The following is a 17,332-nucleotide window of genomic DNA, read 5'->3' as shown; positions in this document are numbered from 1 at the left end:
AACGCGGCATACTCGGGAATGGGTGACACGCCCTGGCGGTTCGATTCGCCGGAACGATCGGGTAACCTTCTGAAAATTTTGCCTGGACGAGGGCCCGTGAGCAGCAAAGCCACCACGAGGGACGCCGCATGAGCGCGGCGCAAGAGCGCGCCACCGCGCGCATGCCGCGGCAGATTCCGTACATCATCGGCAACGAGGCCTGCGAGCGCTTCAGCTTCTACGGGATGCGCAACATCCTGGTGCAGTTCCTGATCACCTCGCTGCTGCTGCAGGAAATGACCGCGCCCGGCCGCGAGGCCGAGGCCAAGCACATCATGCACAGCTTCATGATCGGCGTGTACTTCTTCCCGCTGCTCGGCGGCTGGCTGGCCGACCGCTTCTTCGGCAAGTACAGCACCATTCTCTGGTTCAGCCTGATCTATTGTGTCGGGCATCTGTGCCTGGCGCTGTTCGAAGGCAACCGCACCGGCTTCTTCCTCGGCCTGGGCCTGATCGCGCTGGGCGCGGGCGGTATCAAACCGCTGGTGGCCTCGTTCATGGGCGACCAGTTCGACCAGGGCAACAAGCATCTGGCAAAGGTGGTGTTCGACGCCTTCTACTGGATCATCAACTTCGGCTCGCTGTTCGCCTCGCTGCTGATCCCGCTGGCACTGAAGAACCTGGGGCCGGCGTGGGCGTTCGGCATCCCCGGCATCCTGATGCTGGTGGCGACCCTGGTGTTCTGGGCCGGGCGCCACCGCTACGTGCGCGTGCCGCTGCCGCCCAAGGATCCGCACGGTTTCGCCCAGGTGGTGCGCACCGCGCTGCTGCGGCAGGCGCCGGGGCAGGGGCGTCCCGGGCTGGCCCTGGCCGGCGTGGCGGTGCTGCTGGCGCTGGGTACGTTCGCGCTGGTGCCGACGCTGGGCCTGGTGATCTGCCTGTGCCTGGCGCTGGTGCTGCTGCTGGCCGGCATCGGCGGCGGTACGTGGTGGCAGCTGGAGCGCGCCCGCGCGGTGCATCCTGACGCCGCGGTGGATGGCGTGCGCGCGGTGCTGCGGGTGCTGGTGGTGTTCGCGCTGGTCACCCCGTTCTTCTCGCTGTTCGACCAGAAGGCCTCGACCTGGGTGCTGCAGGGCCAGCAGATGCAGATGCCGGCGTGGTTCAGCGCCTCGCAGATGCAGGCGCTGAATCCGGCGCTGGTGATGCTGCTGATCCCGTTCAACAACCTGGTGCTGTACCCGCTGCTGCGCCGGCGCGGCTACGAGCCGACCGCGCTGCGGCGGATGACCGCCGGCATCGCCTTCAGCGGCCTGGCCTGGATCGTGGTCGGCAGCCTGCAGGTGATGATGGATGGCGGCGACGCCTTGTCCATCGCCTGGCAGATCCTGCCGTATGCGCTGCTGACCTTCGGCGAGGTGCTGGTCTCGGCCACGGGCCTGGAGTTCGCCTACAGCCAGGCGCCGCAGTCGATGAAGGGCGTGGTGATGAGTTTCTGGAACCTCACCACCACCGTCGGCAACCTCTGGGTGCTGCTGTCCAACGCCGCGGTGCGCAATGACCGCGTCACCGCCCACATCGGCAGCACCGGGCTCAGCGAGACCGCGTTCCTGATGTTCTTCTTCGCCGCCTTCGCCTTCGTCGCCGCACTGCTGTTCGGGCTGTACGCGCGCCGCTACTGCATGGTCGACCATTACCGCCCCGCCTGAGACCCCGCATGCCTTCCGTCACCCCCGTCAACCTGATCCTGATCGTCCTCACCGTGCTGGTGTCGTGGGCGGCGTTCAACAACCGCCGGCTGCTCGACCGGTTGATCCTGTGGCCGCCGGCGGTCGATCGCCACAAGCAGTACGACCGGCTTGTAACCTACGGTTTCATCCATGCCGATTTCCCGCACCTGTTGTTCAACATGGTCACGCTGTACTTCTTCGGTGGCCCGATCGAGGTGCTGATGGAGCGGCTGACCGGCAACATGCTGGTGTACCCGCTGTTCTACCTGGCGGCGCTGGTGGTCTCGATCCTGCCCAGCTACCTGAAGAACCAGAAGAACCCCAACTACATGAGCCTGGGCGCGTCCGGCGCGGTGTCGGCGGTGCTGTTCGCCTTCATCCTGATGGCGCCGTGGACCGGGATCTTCTTCTTCTTCATCCCGATTCCGATCCCCGCCATCCTCTATGCCGTGTTCTACGTCGGCTACAGCATCTGGATGGACCGCCGCGGCGGCGACAACGTCAACCACAGCGCGCACCTGGCCGGCGCGGCGTTCGGCGTGATGTTCCTGCTGATCATGGAACCGTCGGTGTTCCAGCACTTCCTGGGCGAGCTGGCGAACCCGCGCTTCGGGCGCGGCTGATCGATGACGTCGCGGCGCCGGAGTGCGGCGCCGCGCGATCGGCAGCTGTCGGACTGATGTCTTGGATGGGCGCTACGGCGTCGATGCGGCCGTGGACGAACGCATCGCGCATGGGCTGGCTGCGGCGACCCGTTCGGCCGCCGTCCGCGCTCAGCGGGTCTGCTGCCCGCGCAGCTGCACCTTGGCGCTGCCGATGGCGGCGTTCTCATAGGTGACCTTGAGGCGCTGGTAGACCTCGTCGTCGAGCTGCTGGAACTCGCCGCCATGGTGGTCGCCGCTGACCGACAGTTGGAACAGCCCTTCCAGCAGGAAAGCGTTGTGGTCGCCCTGGCTGTATTTGTTCTCGTTCTCGCTCATGCGCGTGACTCCCTGTTGGATCGTTGCGTGATGGGAGCTGCAACTCCCATGCCAGGTTTTCGTCCTGTCCTGGCGTTATCGGCCGCGCGCGGCACGACTTGAGTGGCGGGCGGCTGACGCGCCGCGTCGGCGGTGTGACGCGGTGGGGCAGGTGCTTCACATGGCCACGGCAAGCCGCAGCGGACACTGCGTACTCCGTGACACACGCCGCTCTCCATGTCCGCACCGAACGTTCCGATCGCGCACGATCCGCAGCAGCGGCGCTTCACCCTGGAGGTCGACGGCCACCGCGCCGAACTCGACTACGTGCTGGAACAGGGGCGCATGGTCATCACCCACACCGGGGTGCCGGCGCCGATCGGCGGCCGCGGCCTGGCGGCGCAGCTGGTTACCGCCGCGCTGGAACACGCGCAGGCGCAAGGCTGGAAGGTGGTGCCGGCGTGCTCGTACGCGGCGGTGTTCGTCCAGCGGCATCCGCAGTACGCCGCGCTGCTCGCCTGAGCGCGCGGCATCGCAACGGCGCGATAATGCGCGCCACTCCACAGATATCGCAGGAACAGGGGCAGTCGACGTGAGCAGGGCAGAGACGATGGGCAACGGGCGGATGGCATGGACGGCACTGGCGGTCGCGGCGGCGCTGGCACTGGCCGGCTGCAAACGCGAGGAACCGGCCGCCGCACCGGCGCCTGCCGCGGCACCGGCACAAAGCCAGGCCACCGCACCTGCGGCGCCGGAGCCGGCGCAGACCGCACCGCCGGAACTGAAGGACATCGTCGAGCACAGCCCCAGCTATGTGGTCGGGATCACCTTCCCGCCGTCGATCAACCGCTACCCGGGGCTGGCCGACGCGGCCAATCGCTATGCGCAGAGCGCGCGCAGCGAGCTGATGGAAGCGGTCGACGGGCTCGGCAACGATCGCCCGCGCGCGCCCTACGAACTCTCGCTGCAATTCGAGATGCTGCTGGAGCGTCCGGACCTGGTCGCGCTGAGCGCCGACGGCAGCCGCTATACCGGCGGCGCCCATGGCGAACCGCTGGTGGCGCGCTGGGTGTGGCTGCCGCAGCAGCAGCGCATGCTCACTGCCGAGACGCTGATCCCGGATGCGGCGCACTGGAAGCAGGTGGCCGGCTATGTCGCCGCGCAGCTGCGCCAGGCGGTGCAGACGCGGGTGGATGCCGAGCAGGTGCCGCCGGAGGATCAGCAAGAGCAGGTGCGCAGTGCGAGCAAGATGATCGCCGAAGGCACCGAGCCGCAGCCCGGCAACTTCAGCCAGTTCCAGCCGCTGGTCGACGCGGCGGGCAAGATCACCGCCTTGCGCTTCGTGTTCCCGCCGTACCAGGTGGGGCCGTATGCCGATGGCACGCAGACGGTGGACGTGCCGGCCAGCGTGCTGCGCGAGCTGGTGGCACCGGAGTACGCGCCGCTGTTCGCCGCCTGATCAGCGACCGGCGCGCCATCGCGCGCCGGCGTCGGCGTGCGGTGCACTGTGTCGACAGCATGCGGGAACGCAACGCATGCCCTCGTCGGGACGATGCGCAATGGGTAGCATTGGCGGCTACCCCACTTGCAATCGATGTCTCATGGGCAGTTTCGATCAGACCGAGCGGCGCGTGGCGCACACCTGTGCGCGCTATCCGGCCTTCCCGCGCGAGCCCGCCGTCCTGGTGCGGTTGGTCAAGCATCTCTACAAGCGCGTGCACGCCAATGCCTGCGGCATGCTCAAGGACTACGGCATCAGCCCGCCGGAGTACGAGATCCTGATGATGCTGTACGGCACGCCCGAGCAGCGCATCACCCCCACCGAGGTGGCCGAAGCCGCCAGCGAGAAGCCGGCCAACATCACCCGTCTCACCGACAGCCTGTGCAGCAAGGGACTGCTGTCGCGCACCGCCAGTCCGGACGACCGGCGCAAGGTCGCACTGACCCTGCAGCCGGACGGCATCGCCCTGATCGAGCGGCTGCTGCCGGACGTCTGCGCGTTCCTGGACACCGAGACCGCGGCGCTGGATGCCGGCGAGCAGCAGCAGTTGGAGATGCTGTTGAAGAAGATGCTGGCCGGCATCGACGGCCTCGACGCTGCCGCTGAGTCGAAGACGCAGGCTGCGCTGGCCTGAGGGCACCTCGAAAAGTTGCGTCCGCGCATCGAGCTTGAGGCGATGTGCTGTAGGAGCGGCTGCAGCCGCGACGGGCTTATGGGAAACGCTCGTCGCGGCTGAAGCCGCTCCTACGGTACGCGGTCCGGCGCGATTCGGAGGTGCGCCAAGGCGCGATGTCCATCCCAACGCAGGCAGGGCATCGGGCTGTTGCTAGCGCCAGCCGCGCGCGCGCGCGCGCTGCTCGCCGTCGGCATCCAGCGCCTCGCCGGCGATGCGCTCATCCACCGCTTGCAGCACCGCGGCCGGCATCGGGCTGGCGGCCATGCGCATGCCGCGGTCGTCGTCGCCCGCGGCGGCGGGCGCCAGCAGTTCCACCCGCCATGCGCCGTCGCGCTGGCAGGCCAGGCCGGCGCTGGCGCGCGGCAAGGCGAAGGTGCGGCAGTAATGGCCGTCGCGATCGCGGAAGCTCAGGCCGATGCGGACGCCGGCCTGGGTCTGTCCGGACAACTGCTGCGTCAGCGCCTGCGCCAATGCGCCCTGGGCAATGCCACCCTGGGTTGCCGCGACCGTCGGGCCCGGTGCGACCCCCTGCGGCAATTGCCGCTGCGCGACCCACAGCCCCAGCAGCAGTGCCGCCGCCAAGGCCGCCGGCAGCGCCCAATGGCGTCGCGCACGCGGGCGCAGCGGTGTCGGCCGGCTTGCCTGCCCCGTCGCATGGACAGGCGAGGGCGGCAGCGCTGCGATAGCAGTGTCCTGGCTGGGCGCGTCCGCCGGCCGTGCGCGCGCCGCAGCGAGCAGGCGCGCCGGTATCGGTTCGTCCAGCACCGGCGCGAAGCCGGCACGCAGCCGCGCCTGCAGGCTGCGCAGCCGCTCCAGGGCCTGCGCCAACTGCGGGTCGGTGCGCAGCGCCGCTTCCACCTGGGCGGTCTGTGTCGCGTCCAGTTCGCCGTCGGCGTAGGCCTGCAGCGTGAGTGAATCGATCGTGGTGTTCATGCGGTCGCCTCCAGTGACGCCTGCAGGGCTTCGCGTCCACGCGCGAGCCGGCTGGTGAGTGTGCCCAGCGGAATCTCCAGCACCGCCGCGGCATCCTTGTAGGACAGGCCTTCGATCAGCACCAGCGCGATCGCCAGGCGTTGTTCCTCGGGCAGGCCGGCCAGCGCGGCCTGTACCGCCATCCAGTCCTGCTGCCGCTCCAGCGGCGTGTCGCCGACATGCTCGCCCTCGGTGGCATCGACGAACACCTGCCGGCGTCGCCGCTGCGCCCGCACCTCGTCGATCCAGGCGTGGCGGATGATGCCGTACATCCAATACTGCAGCGGCGTCTCCGGCCGCCACTGCCCGGCCCGGCGCAGTGCGCGTTCGATCGCGATCTGCAGCAGGTCGTCGGCATCCTCGCGATGGCCGGCGACGGCACGTGCGAAGCGCCGCAACTGCGGCAGCAGGGTACAGATGCCGTCGCCGACGGCGGCCGTGGGATCGGCGTGCATGTCGGTGATACGTTCGGCGGAGGTGTTTTCTTCCATGGGCGCGGCGCGGCGTTCACCGCGGGTCGGGATGGCTGGATTAGTGTGGCACGCCAACAGGGGCGGGCGACGGAGCGGGGCATGGCAGCGGGCAGGCGAATGCGTTGGATGGCCGTGGCATGGCTGGCGGTGGCGACACCGGCGCTGGCGCAGCTGGCGCTGCCATCGGCGGGCGGACTGGTGCAGGACGTCACCCAAGGCATGCAGGGTGGTGTGAACCGGTTGGGACAGTCGCTGCAGGACGCGCGCGGCGATCTCGAACGGCTGCGCCTGAAACGTCTGCAGGCGCTGCTGCGCAGCGATCCGCGCGGGCTGGAGCGCGACGAGGCCGGCGCCGTGGTGATGCGCGGGCAGGTGGTGGCGCTGGAGCCGGACCCGGCCGCGCTGCAGGCGGCGCAGGCAGCCGGCTTCGCGGTGCTGGAGCAGCGTAGCTTCGGCGAATTCGGCCTGCGCCTGGTGGTGTTGCAGGTGCCGTCGGGCCTGTCCACGCGCCGCGCGTTGCAGCAGTTGCGCGAACGCGATCCGCAGGGCGACTACGACTACAACCATGTCTACAGCGGATCGGCGGCGACGCCACCGGCACCCGCCAGCGCATCCGCGGCACCGGCAGCCGTCGGTGCGGCGACCGGCGGATTCGTGGTCGGCCTGATCGACAGCGGCGTGGACGCGGCGCATCCGGCGCTGGCCGGCGTGCAGGTGCAGACATGGGGCTGCGACGGGCAGGTACGCGCGCAGCCGCACGGCACCGCGGTCGCCTCGCTGCTGGCCGGACGCGCGGTGGCGCACGGGCCGTTCGCGCGCACCCTGTATGCGGCCGACATCTACTGCGGGCAGGCCGACGGCGGCACCGTGGTGGAACTGGTCGGCGCGTTGGCCTGGATGGCGCAGCGCCAGGTGCCGGTGATCAACATCAGCCTGATCGGCGGCCCCAACCGCGCCCTGCAGCTCGCCGTGCAGCGCATGCTCGCGCGCGGGCACGTGCTGGTCGCGGCGGTGGGCAATGACGGCCCGGCGGCACCGCCGTTGTATCCCGCGTCCTATCCCGGGGTGATCGGCGTCACCGCGGTGGATGCGCGTGGGCGGGTGTTGCCGGAGGCCGGGCGCGGGTCTCAGGTGGCCTTCGCCGCGGTCGGCGAATTGATCGCCGCGGCGCCGCAGGGCCGTTGGCAGACGCAGCGCGGTACCTCCTTCGCCGCACCGCTGGTGGCGCGGCTGGCAGCGCAGGCCTTGCCGCAGCCGGATCCGCAGGCGGCTGCGCAGATGCGCGCGCAGTTGGAGGCGCGGGCGCGCGATCTCGGTGCGCCCGGCACCGATCCGGTGTACGGCGCCGGCCTGCTCGGCGCGGACCTGGCGCTGCAGCGCGCGCCGGGCGGCTGAACGCATTCTGTCTGCACCCGTTGCGACCGGGATGTTCTGCATCGCTCGATTCGTAGGGATACATGAGAGCCGCAGATGGCCTGCGGCGACACGAGGAGAACGCGATGAACGGCAAGACTCTGTTGGCGAGCGCGGTGCTGGTGGCGACGGTGGCGCTGACCCCGGGCGTGGCCGGCGCGCAGGTGCTGGGCGGTGCGGGCAGCGTCGGTGGTGCCGTCAACGGCACCCTGGGCGGCCTGGGGGGCGGCAGCCTCGGCGGCAACGGGATGGGCGCAGGCCGCCTGGATGCCGGGGTTCCGCTGGATCGTGCGCGCAGTGGCATCGAGCAGTCGTCGCAGCGTGCGCGGATGGCCGCGCAGCGGGCGGCGGCGCGCGGTGAGGCCGCGGCGAACGGCGCCGTGCAGACCGCGGGCACTGCGGTGAACGAGGGCCGCACGCTGGCGGGCAACGCCGCCGCCAGCGGCAATGCGGCAGCACGTGGCGCGGCCGGTAGCGCGACGGGCCAGGCCAATGGTGCGCTCGGCGCGGCGACCAGCGCAGCCAATCCAGCTGCGGCGCTGTCGACGGCTGGCAATGCCGCCGGTGCAGTGAACGGCATGACCGGCAATGGCACGAGCGCGGCGAGCGCGGCCGGCAACGGCGGCAGCAACGGTGCCGCCAGCGCTGCTGGCCTGCCCGGGGTGCCGGCGCTGTCCGGGAGCGGGAATGCCACTGGCGCGGCGAGCGGCGGCGCATCGCACAGCGCGGGCACGCGTGGCGGCTCGGTGTCGGGCCAGGCGGGTGCAGGGGGCCAGGGCGGTGCGCAGGCCGGCAATGGTCAGGCGCAAGGGCAGGCCGGCGGTGCGGCGGCGCTGGACGTCGGCGTCGATGCCTCCGGCAACGGCCAGTAAGCCGCTTGCGGTCACGCGCGAGGCATCGCGCGTCGCCATGGAGATTGCAGGCTGAAAAACACGACGCCCGGCAGAGCCGGGCGTCGTGCGTTTGCGTCACGCGCTTGGTCGCGGGTGTGTGTTGCTGCGTTGTCACCGTGACCGGGGGTAGCGGCACGGCCGCGTGGGCCGTGCCGCGTCGCGGGCCTCAGCGGGCGCTCGGCGTCGCCGCCGGGGTGGCGTTGAGGCCGCGCTTCTCCAGCAGGGGCTCGATCTGCGGTGCGTGCCCGGCGAAGTCCTGGAACAACTGCATCGCATCGACGCTGCCGCCGCGCGAGAGCAGCGTCTTGCGGAAGCGGTCGCCGTTGGCGCGGCTCAGACCGCCGTGCTGCTTGAACCACTGCTGGGTGTTGGCGTCCAGCACCTCGGACCAGATGTAGGCGTAGTAGCCAGCCGCGTAGCCGCCCATGATGTGGCTGAAGTAGGGCGTGCGGTAGCGCGGCGGCACCGGCGCATAGGCGATGCCGTCGGCGGCCAGCGCCTTGGCCTCGAAGTCCATCACGCCCGAGGCCGGCGGCACCTGGCCGGCGCTGAGCTGATGCCAGCGCTGGTCCAGCATCGCCGCGCCCAGGTACTCGGTGGTGGCGAAGCCCTGGTTGAACTTGGCGGTGGCCACCACCTTGTCCAGCAGCGCCTGCGGCATCGGCGCGCCGCTCTGGTAGTGCTTGGCGTAGTGCTTGAGGATGGCTGGATCGTCCGCCCACATCTCGTTGACCTGCGAGGGGAACTCGACGAAGTCGCGCGGCACGCTGGTGCCGGAGAAGTACGGGTACTTCACGTTGGAGAACATGCCGTGCAGCGCATGGCCGAACTCGTGGAAGGCGGTGGTGACCTCGTCCCAGGTCAGCAGGGTCGGCTGGCCGGCCGGCGGCTTGGGGATGTTGAGGTGATTGGCGACCACCGGCTTGTCGCCGGTCAGCGCCGACTGCGACACGTAGGAGCTCATCCAGGCGCCGCCGCGCTTGGATTCGCGCGCGTACATGTCGGCGATGAAGATCGCCAGCTGGCTGCCGTCGGCGTCGAACACGTCGTAGACCAGCACGTCGTCGCGGTAGGTGGGCAGGTCGGTGCGCTGCTTGAAGGTCAGCCCGTACTCCTGGTTGGCGGCGTAGAACACGCCGTTCTCCAGCACGTTCTTCAATTCGAAGTAGGGCTTGAGCTGGGCCTCGTCGAAGTCGTACTTGGCCTGGCGCACCTTCTCGGTGTAGTAGGCCCAGTCCCAGGCCTCGAGCTTGAAGCTGGGCTTGCCGGCGGCCTTCTGCTCCTGGTCGATCATCGCCTGCAGGTCGGCGGCCTCGCGCTTGGCGTTGGCCACCGCGGCCGGAGCCAGCTTGCCGAGCATGGCGTTGACCGCCTCGGGGGTCTTCGCCGTCTGGGTTTCCAGCGAGTAGGCGGCGTGGTTCGGGTAGCCGAGCAGCTTGGCGCGCTCGGCGCGCAGGGTCATGATCCGCGACACCAGCGCGGTGTTGTCGTACGGGCCGCCGTGGCTGCCGCGCGACACCGAGGCTTCGTAGATCTTCTGCCGCAGGGCGCGGTCCTTGAGCTGGGCCAGCGGCGGCTGGCCGGTGGTGTTGAGCAGGGCGATCACATACTTGCCGTCGAGCTTGCGCGCCTTGGCCGCTTCGGCGGCCGCGGCGATCTGCGCATCGGACAGGCCGTCGAGCTGCTTGACGTCGTCCACCACCACGGCGGCGGCGTTCACTTCGGCCAGCACGTTCTGGCTGAACTTGGTGCCCAGTTCGGCCAGTTCGGCGTTCATCGCCTTGAGCTTGGCCTTGTCGGCGTCGTTGAGCTTGGCGCCGTCGCGGACGAAGTCGCTGTGGTACTTCTCGACCAGGCGCACGCCCTCCGCGTCCAGGCCGAGCTGGTTGCGGGTGTCGTACAGCGTCTGGATGCGCGCGAACAGCTTAGGATTGAGCGCGATCGCATCGCGGTGCGCGGCCAGCTTGCCGGCGTACTCGGCCTGCAGTTTCTTGCGGGTGTCGTTGGTGTCGGCACCGACCAGGTTGAAGAACACCGTGGTGGCGCGGTCCAGGACCTGTCCGCTCTTCTCCAGCGCCACGATGGTGTTGTCGAAGGTCGGCTTGGCGGTCTGATCGGCGATGGCCTGCACTTCCTGCAACTGCTGCGCCATGCCGGCGTCGAACGCGGGGGCGAAATCGCTGTCCTTGATCTTGTCGAACTGCGGGTAGTGCAGCGGCAGCGGGCTTTCGGCGAAGAACGGGTTGGCCTGCGTGGCGGCGGTTGCAGCGGTGGGCGTGGTGGCCGGAGCGGCGTAGGCGGGCATGGCGAGTCCGAGCGTGGCGGCGAGGGCGAGGGCGAGGCGAGAGGTCATCAAGCGGTATCCGCAATCATGGTGATCGGGCAGGCTACCCCAGGCCGGCAGGCGTGACCCGTGACGAAAGCCATGGGAGCGCTGCAGCATAGGTGCTTGTTTTTCGCGGCTTTGCGGCATCTGGCGTGAATGTTGATGCAGTTCGCTCGCCGGCGAGGCGGCGCCGGCGATTGCATGGGCGGCGTCGGCAGTGTGATGTCCTGCCCACGCGGGTGTCGGCGATGCGTGCTTGCGCAGTGTCCGGGCCGCTGGCGACGCCTGCGGCCACCGCGTAGCATCGCGTCGAACTAGCGCCACAGCGGCGCGCCGCGTCACGAGGACCCATGGACACGTCCACCACCGCCTATGCCTTCACCGCGACCACCTTGGACGGGCAGGCGCAGCCGCTCGCCGAGTACGCCGGCAAGGTGCTGTTGATCGTCAACGTCGCCTCCAAGTGCGGCTTCACCCCGCAATATGCGGGTCTGCAGGCGCTGTGGCAGCGCTATCGCGAGCGCGGACTGGTGGTGCTGGGTTTTCCCTGCGACCAGTTCGGCCATCAGGAACCCGGCGATGCCGCGGAGATCCGCCAGTTCTGTTCGCTCAGCTACGACGTCGATTTCCCGATGTTCGCCAAGGTGCAGGTCAACGGCGACGGCGCGCACCCGCTGTGGCGCTGGCTCAAGCAGCAGAAATCCGGGCTGCTCGGCATCGCCGCGATCAAGTGGAACTTCAGCAAGTTCCTGGTCGGCCGCGACGGACAGGTGCTGGCGCGCTATGCGCCGACCGACAAGCCGGAAGCGCTGGCGGCCGATATCGAGCGGGCGCTGGGATAACGCTTCGGCCGGAAACTCCCGGCGTGGTCCCTAATGCCGGGATGCTTGCCATTGTGGGAGGGACTTCAGTCCCGACGCCTTTAACTCGAACGCGTCGGGACTGAAGTCCCTCCCACAAAAGAGTTCGCCACTATTCGCTTTGATCTGTTGCCGTGTCGCTTATGCCGGTAGGAGCGGCTTCAGCCGCGATGCTTTACCGGGAAAGCCCGTCGCGGCTTAAGCCGCTCCTACGACGGGAGACGCGCAGCGCCGTCACTTCTCAACGAACGCGCGCTCGAACACGTAGTGCCCCGGCGAGCCGATGCGCGGCGAAGCGACGAAGCCGCGGGCGTCCAGGGTGTGGCGCAGGTCGGCCAGCATCTGCGGGCTGCCGCAGATCATCGCGCGGTCGTGCTCCGGGTTCAGCGGCGGCAGGCCGAGGGTGCGCTGCATCTGGCCGCTCTCGAGCAACTCGGTAAGGCGGCCGCGGTTGCGGAAGTCCTCGCGGGTCACCGCCGGGTAGTACAGCAGCTTCTCGCGGATGGTCCCGCCGAGGAATTCGTGCTGCGGCAGTTCCTTCTCGAAATAGTCGCGGTAGGCCAGGTCCTTCTCGAAGCGCACGCCGTGGGTGAGGATCACCTTGTCGAAGCGCTCGTAGGTTTCCGGGTCCTTGATCACCGACAGCCACGGCGCCAGGCCGGTGCCGGTGCCGAGCAGATACAGGTGGCGGCCCGGGTGCAGGTCGCTGATCAACAGCGTGCCGGTAGGCTTCTTGCCGACCAGCACCGAATCGCCGGGCTTGATGTGCTGCAGGCGCGAGGTCAGCGGGCCATCCGGCACCTTGATGCTGAAGAACTCCAGTTGCTCTTCCCAGTTGGCGCTGGCGATGGAGTAGGCGCGCAACAGCGGCCGCGTCTCCGTTTCCAGGCCGATCATCACGAACTGGCCGTTGTCGAAACGGAAGCCGTCGTTACGGGTGGTGGTGAAGCTGAAGTAGTCCTCGGTCCAGTGGCGGACATCGAGCACCGTTTCGGGGCCAAAAGCGGAAGACATGCCGTTGATCGTGATGGGGAAGGAACGGCCGCCATTCTACCCCATGCCGGTTCAAATGAGATCAAATCTCATTTGTGGCCTGGTGCCGATCACGGCGATCCGGCTCACTTCTCGAACGAGACCTCGTAGGACAGGTACAGCGGTGCCTGCAGCGGTGCCAGCAGTGGACGCTGGCGCAGGAAGCGCTCCAGGCACAGGGCCAGCGGGGTGGTGCCGTTGCGCCAACTGGCGCCGACGCTGCCATCGGCCTGCACCTGCACCACCACCGTGAACGGCGAGGTGTCCGGACGCGGCGTGGCGCAACTGGCCACGCCCTCGTCCAGCGCCGCGCGCTGCAGGGTCTGCAGGCGCTCCTGCATGGCCGCCGGCAGGCCGGCCTCGTCGCGGTCGGCCAGGGTCTTGGCCGCAGCGTAGTCGGAAGGCGCCGGCGTGTCCGCGGCGGGAGCGGCGAGTGCCGGGACGGCGAGGGCGGCGGCGAACAGGCAGGACAGGGTGCGGAGCATGGCGGTGTCGGAAGGGGCGGACGGGCTAACGATACCCAGCGGCCTGCAGTTCGAACAGTTCCGCGTAGCGGCCGCCCTGCGCCATCAGTTCGTCGTGGGTGCCGCTGGCCTCGATCCGGCCGTCGGCCAGCACCAGGATGCGGTCGGCCATGCGCACGCTGGAGAAGCGGTGCGAGATCAGCACCGCGGTGCGGTTGTCGGACAGTTCCTTGAAGCGCTGGAACACCTCGAACTCGCTGCGTGCGTCCAGTGCGGCGGTCGGTTCGTCGAGGATCATCACCTGTGCGTCGCGCATGTAGGCGCGGGCGATGGCGATCTTCTGCCATTGCCCGCCGGACAGGTCCACGCCGGTCTTGAAGCGACGCCCGATCACCTGCGCGTAGCCCTGCGGCAGGCCGTCGATCAGCTCGGCGGCCATCGCCCGCTGTGCGGCGGCACGGATCCGCGGTGCGTCGTCCAGCGCGTCGACCTGGCCGACGCCGATGTTCTCGCCGGCGCTGAAGTGGTAGCGCACGAAATCCTGGAAGATCACCCCCAGGTTGGCGCGCAGGTCGTCCAGGTCGTAGTCGCGCAGGTCGCGGCCGTCGAGCAGGATGCGGCCCTCGTCCGGGTCGTACAGCCGCGCCAGCAGCTTGACCAGGGTGGTCTTGCCGGCGCCGTTCTCGCCGACCAGGGCCAGCACCTCGCCGGCGCGCAGCGCGAAGTCCAGGTGCCGCACCGCCCATTGCTCGGCATCCGGATAGCGGAAGCCGACGTTCTCGAACACGAAGCCCTGCCTGATCGGCCGCGGCACCGGCACCGCGCCGGGCCTGCTGCGGATCTCCGGGACGATACGGAAGAACGAATACAGGTCGTCCAGGTACAGCGCCTGCCCGGCCACCTGCGAGAAGCCGATCAGCAGGCCTTCCAGCAACTGCCGCAGGCGCAGGAAGCTGCCGGCCAGGAAGGTCAGGTCGCCGATGCTGAAGTCGCCGCGCACAGTGCGCCAAGCGATGTAGCCGTAGGCGCCGTAGTAGCCCAGCGTGCCCAGCGCCGCCAGCACGGTGCCCCACAGCATGCGCTTGCGTGCCAGCGCGCGGTTGGCCTGGAAGTAGCGGTCGGCCAGGGCGCGATAGCGTGTGATCAGGAAGTTGTGCAGGTTGAAGATCTTCACTTCCTTGGCGGTCTCGACGCTGGCGCCGAGCTGGCGCAGGTAGTCGAGCTGGCGGCGTTCGGCCGTCCACTGGAAGTTGAGCGAGTAGCCCAGCGCATTGAAGTGCGCCTCGCCGATGAAGGCCGGCACCAGCGCCACCGCCAGCAGGGCGATCAGCCATGGCGCGTAGACCAGCAGGCCGACCGCGAAGCTGACCACGGTGATCGCGTCCTGCACCTGGCCGAACAACTGGCTCATCAGGTTCATGCGGCCCATGGTCTGGCGCCGCGCGCGGTCGAGCCGGTCCTGTTGTTCCGGGTCCTCGAAGTCCTCCAGGTCCAGTTGCGCGGCGTGCTCCATCAACTGCACGCTGGTGGTGTTGTTGAACAGCTCCGAGAGCAGCGTGTCGGCATAGCTGACCAGCCGCCCGAGCAGGTCCGAGGCGATCGCCAGGGCCAACTCCAGGCCCAGCAGTTCCAGCAGCCGGTTCAGGCGCCCGCTGACCAGGGCCTGGCCCAGCGAATCGAAGCCGGGCGATTGCCCGACCAGGTGGATGGCCTCGTCGATGATCAGCTTGCCCACGTACAGCGAGGCCACCGGCAGCAGCGCCCGAATCACGCGCAGGCCGATGCTGCTGAGGGTCAGCCAGCGGCTGGTCTGCCAGATCTGACGCAGGAACGGCGGCAGGTTGCGCATCGCGTCGAAGCGTTCGCGCAGGCTCGGGCCGGTGCCGGGCGCGGTGCGGGCGCCGCCATGAGAAGGGGAGGAAGATGCCATCGGCGCATTGTGCCGGGGGCGGGTGTGGGCGGGGAGTGTGGGCTGCGCTGGGACGGCGGCTGAGCCGTCGCTGACGCGGGTGGCTGGCGCGCGGTGTCTGAAGACGAGGGGCGGCTTAGCATCGTGGATGTCCAGCCAAGGCCGTTGCCATGTCCGATCCTGCCGCGCCTGCATTCGCCCGCCTGCGTGCGCACATGCCGTCGTGGCGCGAACTGCTGGGCTGCACGATTTTCGCCCTGGTGGCCACTGCGCTGCTGCTGTGGGGCAACGCCGCTGCATTGGTGTTGACGCTGTCGTATGTCGCTTTCGCGATCGGCTACAGCCTGTTTCGCTTGTTCGGTGGGCGCGGCGGCATCGACCTCCAACAGTTGTGGCGCGATGTGCTCGATGCGGTGCTCAGTCTGTGCTGATGGGCGCTGGTTGCGGCGGGTCTGTCCGGCGCGGCGGTCGGGTCATGCGGCGTCTCCGTACCCTCACCCCAACCCCTCTCCCGGTGGGAGAGGGGCGAGCGCTTCCCTTCTCCCTGCGGGAGAAGGTGCCCCGAAGGGGCGGATGAGGGTAAGGGCGAAGCCTCGAAAGGGTTGCTACCGCCAGGCGTTCCATGGCGGCCGCACCCTCACCCCAACCCCTCTCCCGGTGGGAGAGGGGCGAGCGCTTCCCTTCTCCCTGCGGGAGAAGGTGCCCCGAAGGGGCGGATGAGGGTAAGGGCGAAGCCTCGAAAGGGTTGCTGCCGCCAGGCGTTCCATGGCGGCCGCACCCTCACCCCAACCCCTCTCCCGGTGGGAGAGGGGCGAGCGCTTCCCTTCTCCCTGCGGGAGAAGGTGCCCCGAAGGGGCGGATGAGGGTACGGGCGAAGCCTCGAAATGCTTGCTACCGCCAGGCGTTCCATGGCGGCCGTACCCTCACCCCAACCCCTCTCCCGGTGGGAGAGGGGCGAGCGCTTCCCTTCTCCCTGCGGGAGAAGGTGCCCCGAAGGGGTGGATGAGGGTACGGGCGAAGCCTCGAAATGCTTGCTACCACCAGGCGTTCCGTGGCGCCGTACTCTCACCCCAACCGCTCTCCCGGTGGGAGAGGGGCTGATTCTGCCGCGCGCGGGAGCCTCTTCGGCTTATTCGTCCAGCCGCAGCGTCAGGCACTTGGCGGCGCCGCCGGCCTTGAGGAATTCGTCCAGCGGGGTCTGCACCACGCGGTAGCCGATCGTGGCCAGGGCGGCGCACAGCGCCGGCGAGGCGCGGTTGAGCAGCAGGGTGTCGTCCAGGTCCACCGCATTGCAGGCGAAGGCCAGGGCGTCGGCCTCGCCAACCGCGATGCGCCGAGAGGCCGGGATGTGCTGTGCGATCGCCTGCTGCGCGTCGGCGTCGAACGCGGCCGGGTAGTACAGCAGGTAGCCGTCGCGCAGCGGGCAGAAGCAGGTGTCCAGGTGATAGAAGCGCGCGTCGACCAGGCGCAGCGGCACCACCTCGATGTCGAGCAGATCGGTCAGTTCGTGCGCGGCGGCCAGGTCGCTACGGTGGCCGTGGCCCATCCACAGCCGGCGCGCGCCGCGGTCCAGCAGCGCATCGCCGGCGCCTTCGAAATACACCTGCTCGGGCAATGCGTGGATGCGTAGGCCGGCCTGGCGGCACCAGGCGGTGAACAAGGCTTCCTCGCCACGGCGTTCGGCGTGGCGGAAGCGGCTGGGCACGAAGCGGTCGCCGAGCACCAGGCCGGCATTGGCGCTGAACACCATGTCCGGCAGGCCCGGCGCGGCAGCGATGCACTCGACGCGCGCACCTGCCGCTTCGGCGGCAGCCACCAGCGCATTCCACTGCGCCTGCGCGCGCTCGCGGCTGGCGGCGTGCACGTTGCCTTCCATCCAGGGATTGATCACGTAGTCCACCGCGAAGTGCTGCGGCGCGCACATCAGCAGGCGGTGGCGGTGGCTGGCGCCGGCGCGGGACTGCGGTTCGGGGGAAGCGAGGGCCAGGTCGGTCTCATCGGCCAGGCCGACAGCAAGGACGTTCTCGATCATGCGCGCGCTCCGCGTCTGGGATGCGCGCCACGCTAGCGGCGGCGTGTTGCGAGGACATGTCGGTCTTGGTGGCGGGAGTGGGGATTCGGGATTAGGGATTCGTGCAAGCAGAACCG

At 69.3% G+C, this 17,332-nt stretch carries 17 protein-coding genes; 9 read left to right on the top strand and 8 right to left on the bottom strand.

All coding sequences use genetic code 11. From position 1 onward, the window contains the following. The first annotated feature begins 128 nt into the window (after positions 1–128). Together ACP93_RS18825 and ACP93_RS18820 are read left to right on the top strand one after the other, a co-directional pair. Positions 129–1,685: a POT-type proton-dependent oligopeptide transporter gene (locus ACP93_RS18825; protein WP_048492193.1), complete on the top strand. Its 1,557-nt coding sequence runs from the start codon at positions 129–131 to the stop codon at positions 1,683–1,685. 8 nt (positions 1,686–1,693) lie between these two features. Then, on the top strand, positions 1,694–2,329 hold the full coding sequence (locus ACP93_RS18820; RefSeq protein WP_048492192.1) for a rhomboid family intramembrane serine protease: 636 nt from the start codon (positions 1,694–1,696) through the stop codon (positions 2,327–2,329). Between the two features lie 150 nt (positions 2,330–2,479). Here the strand turns inward: ACP93_RS18820 and ACP93_RS18815 are convergent, their stop codons facing one another. Beyond that, positions 2,480–2,686, bottom strand: coding sequence for a hypothetical protein (locus ACP93_RS18815; RefSeq protein ID WP_048492191.1), 207 nt, complete (start codon positions 2,684–2,686; stop codon positions 2,480–2,482). A gap of 216 nt (positions 2,687–2,902) precedes the next feature. On the opposite strand from ACP93_RS18815, the gene ACP93_RS18810 reads away from it, so the two are divergent. From ACP93_RS18810 to ACP93_RS18800, 3 genes are all read left to right on the top strand, one after another. After that, positions 2,903–3,187 carry a GNAT family N-acetyltransferase gene (locus ACP93_RS18810; protein ID WP_048492190.1) on the top strand — a complete coding sequence of 95 codons (285 nt, stop codon included), beginning with the start codon at positions 2,903–2,905 and terminating at the stop codon, positions 3,185–3,187. A 103-nt stretch (positions 3,188–3,290) separates the two neighbouring features. Further along, entirely contained in the window at positions 3,291–4,124 is an 834-nt protein-coding gene (locus tag ACP93_RS18805; protein WP_053069802.1) for a DUF3298 and DUF4163 domain-containing protein, read from the top strand. A 142-nt stretch (positions 4,125–4,266) separates the two neighbouring features. Further along, positions 4,267–4,800 (top strand): MarR family winged helix-turn-helix transcriptional regulator, encoded by a 534-nt coding sequence (locus tag ACP93_RS18800; protein ID WP_048492188.1) that lies wholly within the window; start codon positions 4,267–4,269, stop codon positions 4,798–4,800. Positions 4,801–4,992: 192 nt separating this feature from the next. On the opposite strand, the gene ACP93_RS18795 is transcribed toward ACP93_RS18800, so the two are convergent. Further along, on the bottom strand, positions 4,993–5,775 hold the full coding sequence (locus ACP93_RS18795; protein ID WP_048492187.1) for an anti-sigma factor family protein: 783 nt from the start codon (positions 5,773–5,775) through the stop codon (positions 4,993–4,995). After that, entirely contained in the window at positions 5,772–6,305 is a 534-nt protein-coding gene (locus tag ACP93_RS18790) for an RNA polymerase sigma factor (protein ID WP_048492186.1), read from the bottom strand. The genes ACP93_RS18795 and ACP93_RS18790 overlap by 4 nt, the downstream gene beginning before the upstream one ends. Before the next feature lie 108 nt (positions 6,306–6,413). On the opposite strand from ACP93_RS18790, the gene ACP93_RS18785 reads away from it, so the two are divergent. Together ACP93_RS18785 and ACP93_RS18780 are read left to right on the top strand one after the other, a co-directional pair. Beyond that, complete coding sequence (locus ACP93_RS18785) at positions 6,414–7,682, top strand: S8 family serine peptidase (protein ID WP_228136090.1); 1,269 nt, start codon at positions 6,414–6,416, stop codon at positions 7,680–7,682. A gap of 104 nt (positions 7,683–7,786) precedes the next feature. After that, positions 7,787–8,572, top strand: coding sequence for a hypothetical protein (locus ACP93_RS18780; RefSeq protein ID WP_048492185.1), 786 nt, complete (start codon positions 7,787–7,789; stop codon positions 8,570–8,572). A 187-nt stretch (positions 8,573–8,759) separates the two neighbouring features. Here ACP93_RS18780 and ACP93_RS18775 read toward each other — a convergent pair whose 3' ends face one another. Then, the gene (locus ACP93_RS18775; RefSeq protein WP_048492184.1) at positions 8,760–10,946 is read right to left on the bottom strand and encodes a M3 family metallopeptidase; all 2,187 of its coding nucleotides are present in this window, start codon (positions 10,944–10,946) and stop codon (positions 8,760–8,762) included. A gap of 323 nt (positions 10,947–11,269) precedes the next feature. Between ACP93_RS18775 and ACP93_RS18770 the strand changes: the two genes are divergently transcribed. Then, positions 11,270–11,761: a glutathione peroxidase gene (locus tag ACP93_RS18770; protein ID WP_048492183.1), complete on the top strand. Its 492-nt coding sequence runs from the start codon at positions 11,270–11,272 to the stop codon at positions 11,759–11,761. 252 nt (positions 11,762–12,013) lie between these two features. Here the strand turns inward: ACP93_RS18770 and ACP93_RS18765 are convergent, their stop codons facing one another. The 3 genes from ACP93_RS18765 to ACP93_RS18755 form a co-directional block, all read right to left on the bottom strand. Further along, the gene (locus ACP93_RS18765; RefSeq protein ID WP_048492182.1) at positions 12,014–12,793 is read right to left on the bottom strand and encodes a ferredoxin--NADP reductase; all 780 of its coding nucleotides are present in this window, start codon (positions 12,791–12,793) and stop codon (positions 12,014–12,016) included. A gap of 104 nt (positions 12,794–12,897) precedes the next feature. Beyond that, positions 12,898–13,296, bottom strand: coding sequence for a hypothetical protein (locus tag ACP93_RS18760; protein WP_048492181.1), 399 nt, complete (start codon positions 13,294–13,296; stop codon positions 12,898–12,900). 25 nt (positions 13,297–13,321) lie between these two features. Continuing rightward, on the bottom strand, positions 13,322–15,205 hold the full coding sequence (locus ACP93_RS18755; RefSeq protein WP_048492180.1) for an ABC transporter ATP-binding protein: 1,884 nt from the start codon (positions 15,203–15,205) through the stop codon (positions 13,322–13,324). Positions 15,206–15,354: 149 nt separating this feature from the next. On the opposite strand from ACP93_RS18755, the gene ACP93_RS18750 reads away from it, so the two are divergent. Next, positions 15,355–15,615, top strand: a complete 261-nt coding sequence (locus ACP93_RS18750) for a hypothetical protein (RefSeq protein WP_048492179.1) — start codon at positions 15,355–15,357, stop codon at positions 15,613–15,615. 698 nt (positions 15,616–16,313) lie between these two features. Here the strand turns inward: ACP93_RS18750 and ACP93_RS18745 are convergent. Then, positions 16,314–17,216, bottom strand: a complete 903-nt coding sequence (locus ACP93_RS18745) for a dimethylarginine dimethylaminohydrolase family protein (protein ID WP_048492178.1) — start codon at positions 17,214–17,216, stop codon at positions 16,314–16,316. Positions 17,217–17,332: the final 116 nt, after the last annotated feature.

It is taken from the genome of Xanthomonas sp. NCPPB 1128, from assembly GCF_001043115.1.
In the GTDB taxonomy this organism is placed as follows: Bacteria; Pseudomonadota; Gammaproteobacteria; order Xanthomonadales; family Xanthomonadaceae; genus Xanthomonas_A.
The sequence above is the reverse complement of the archived record's forward strand: the minus strand, read 5'-3'. Positions and strand labels throughout refer to the sequence as shown.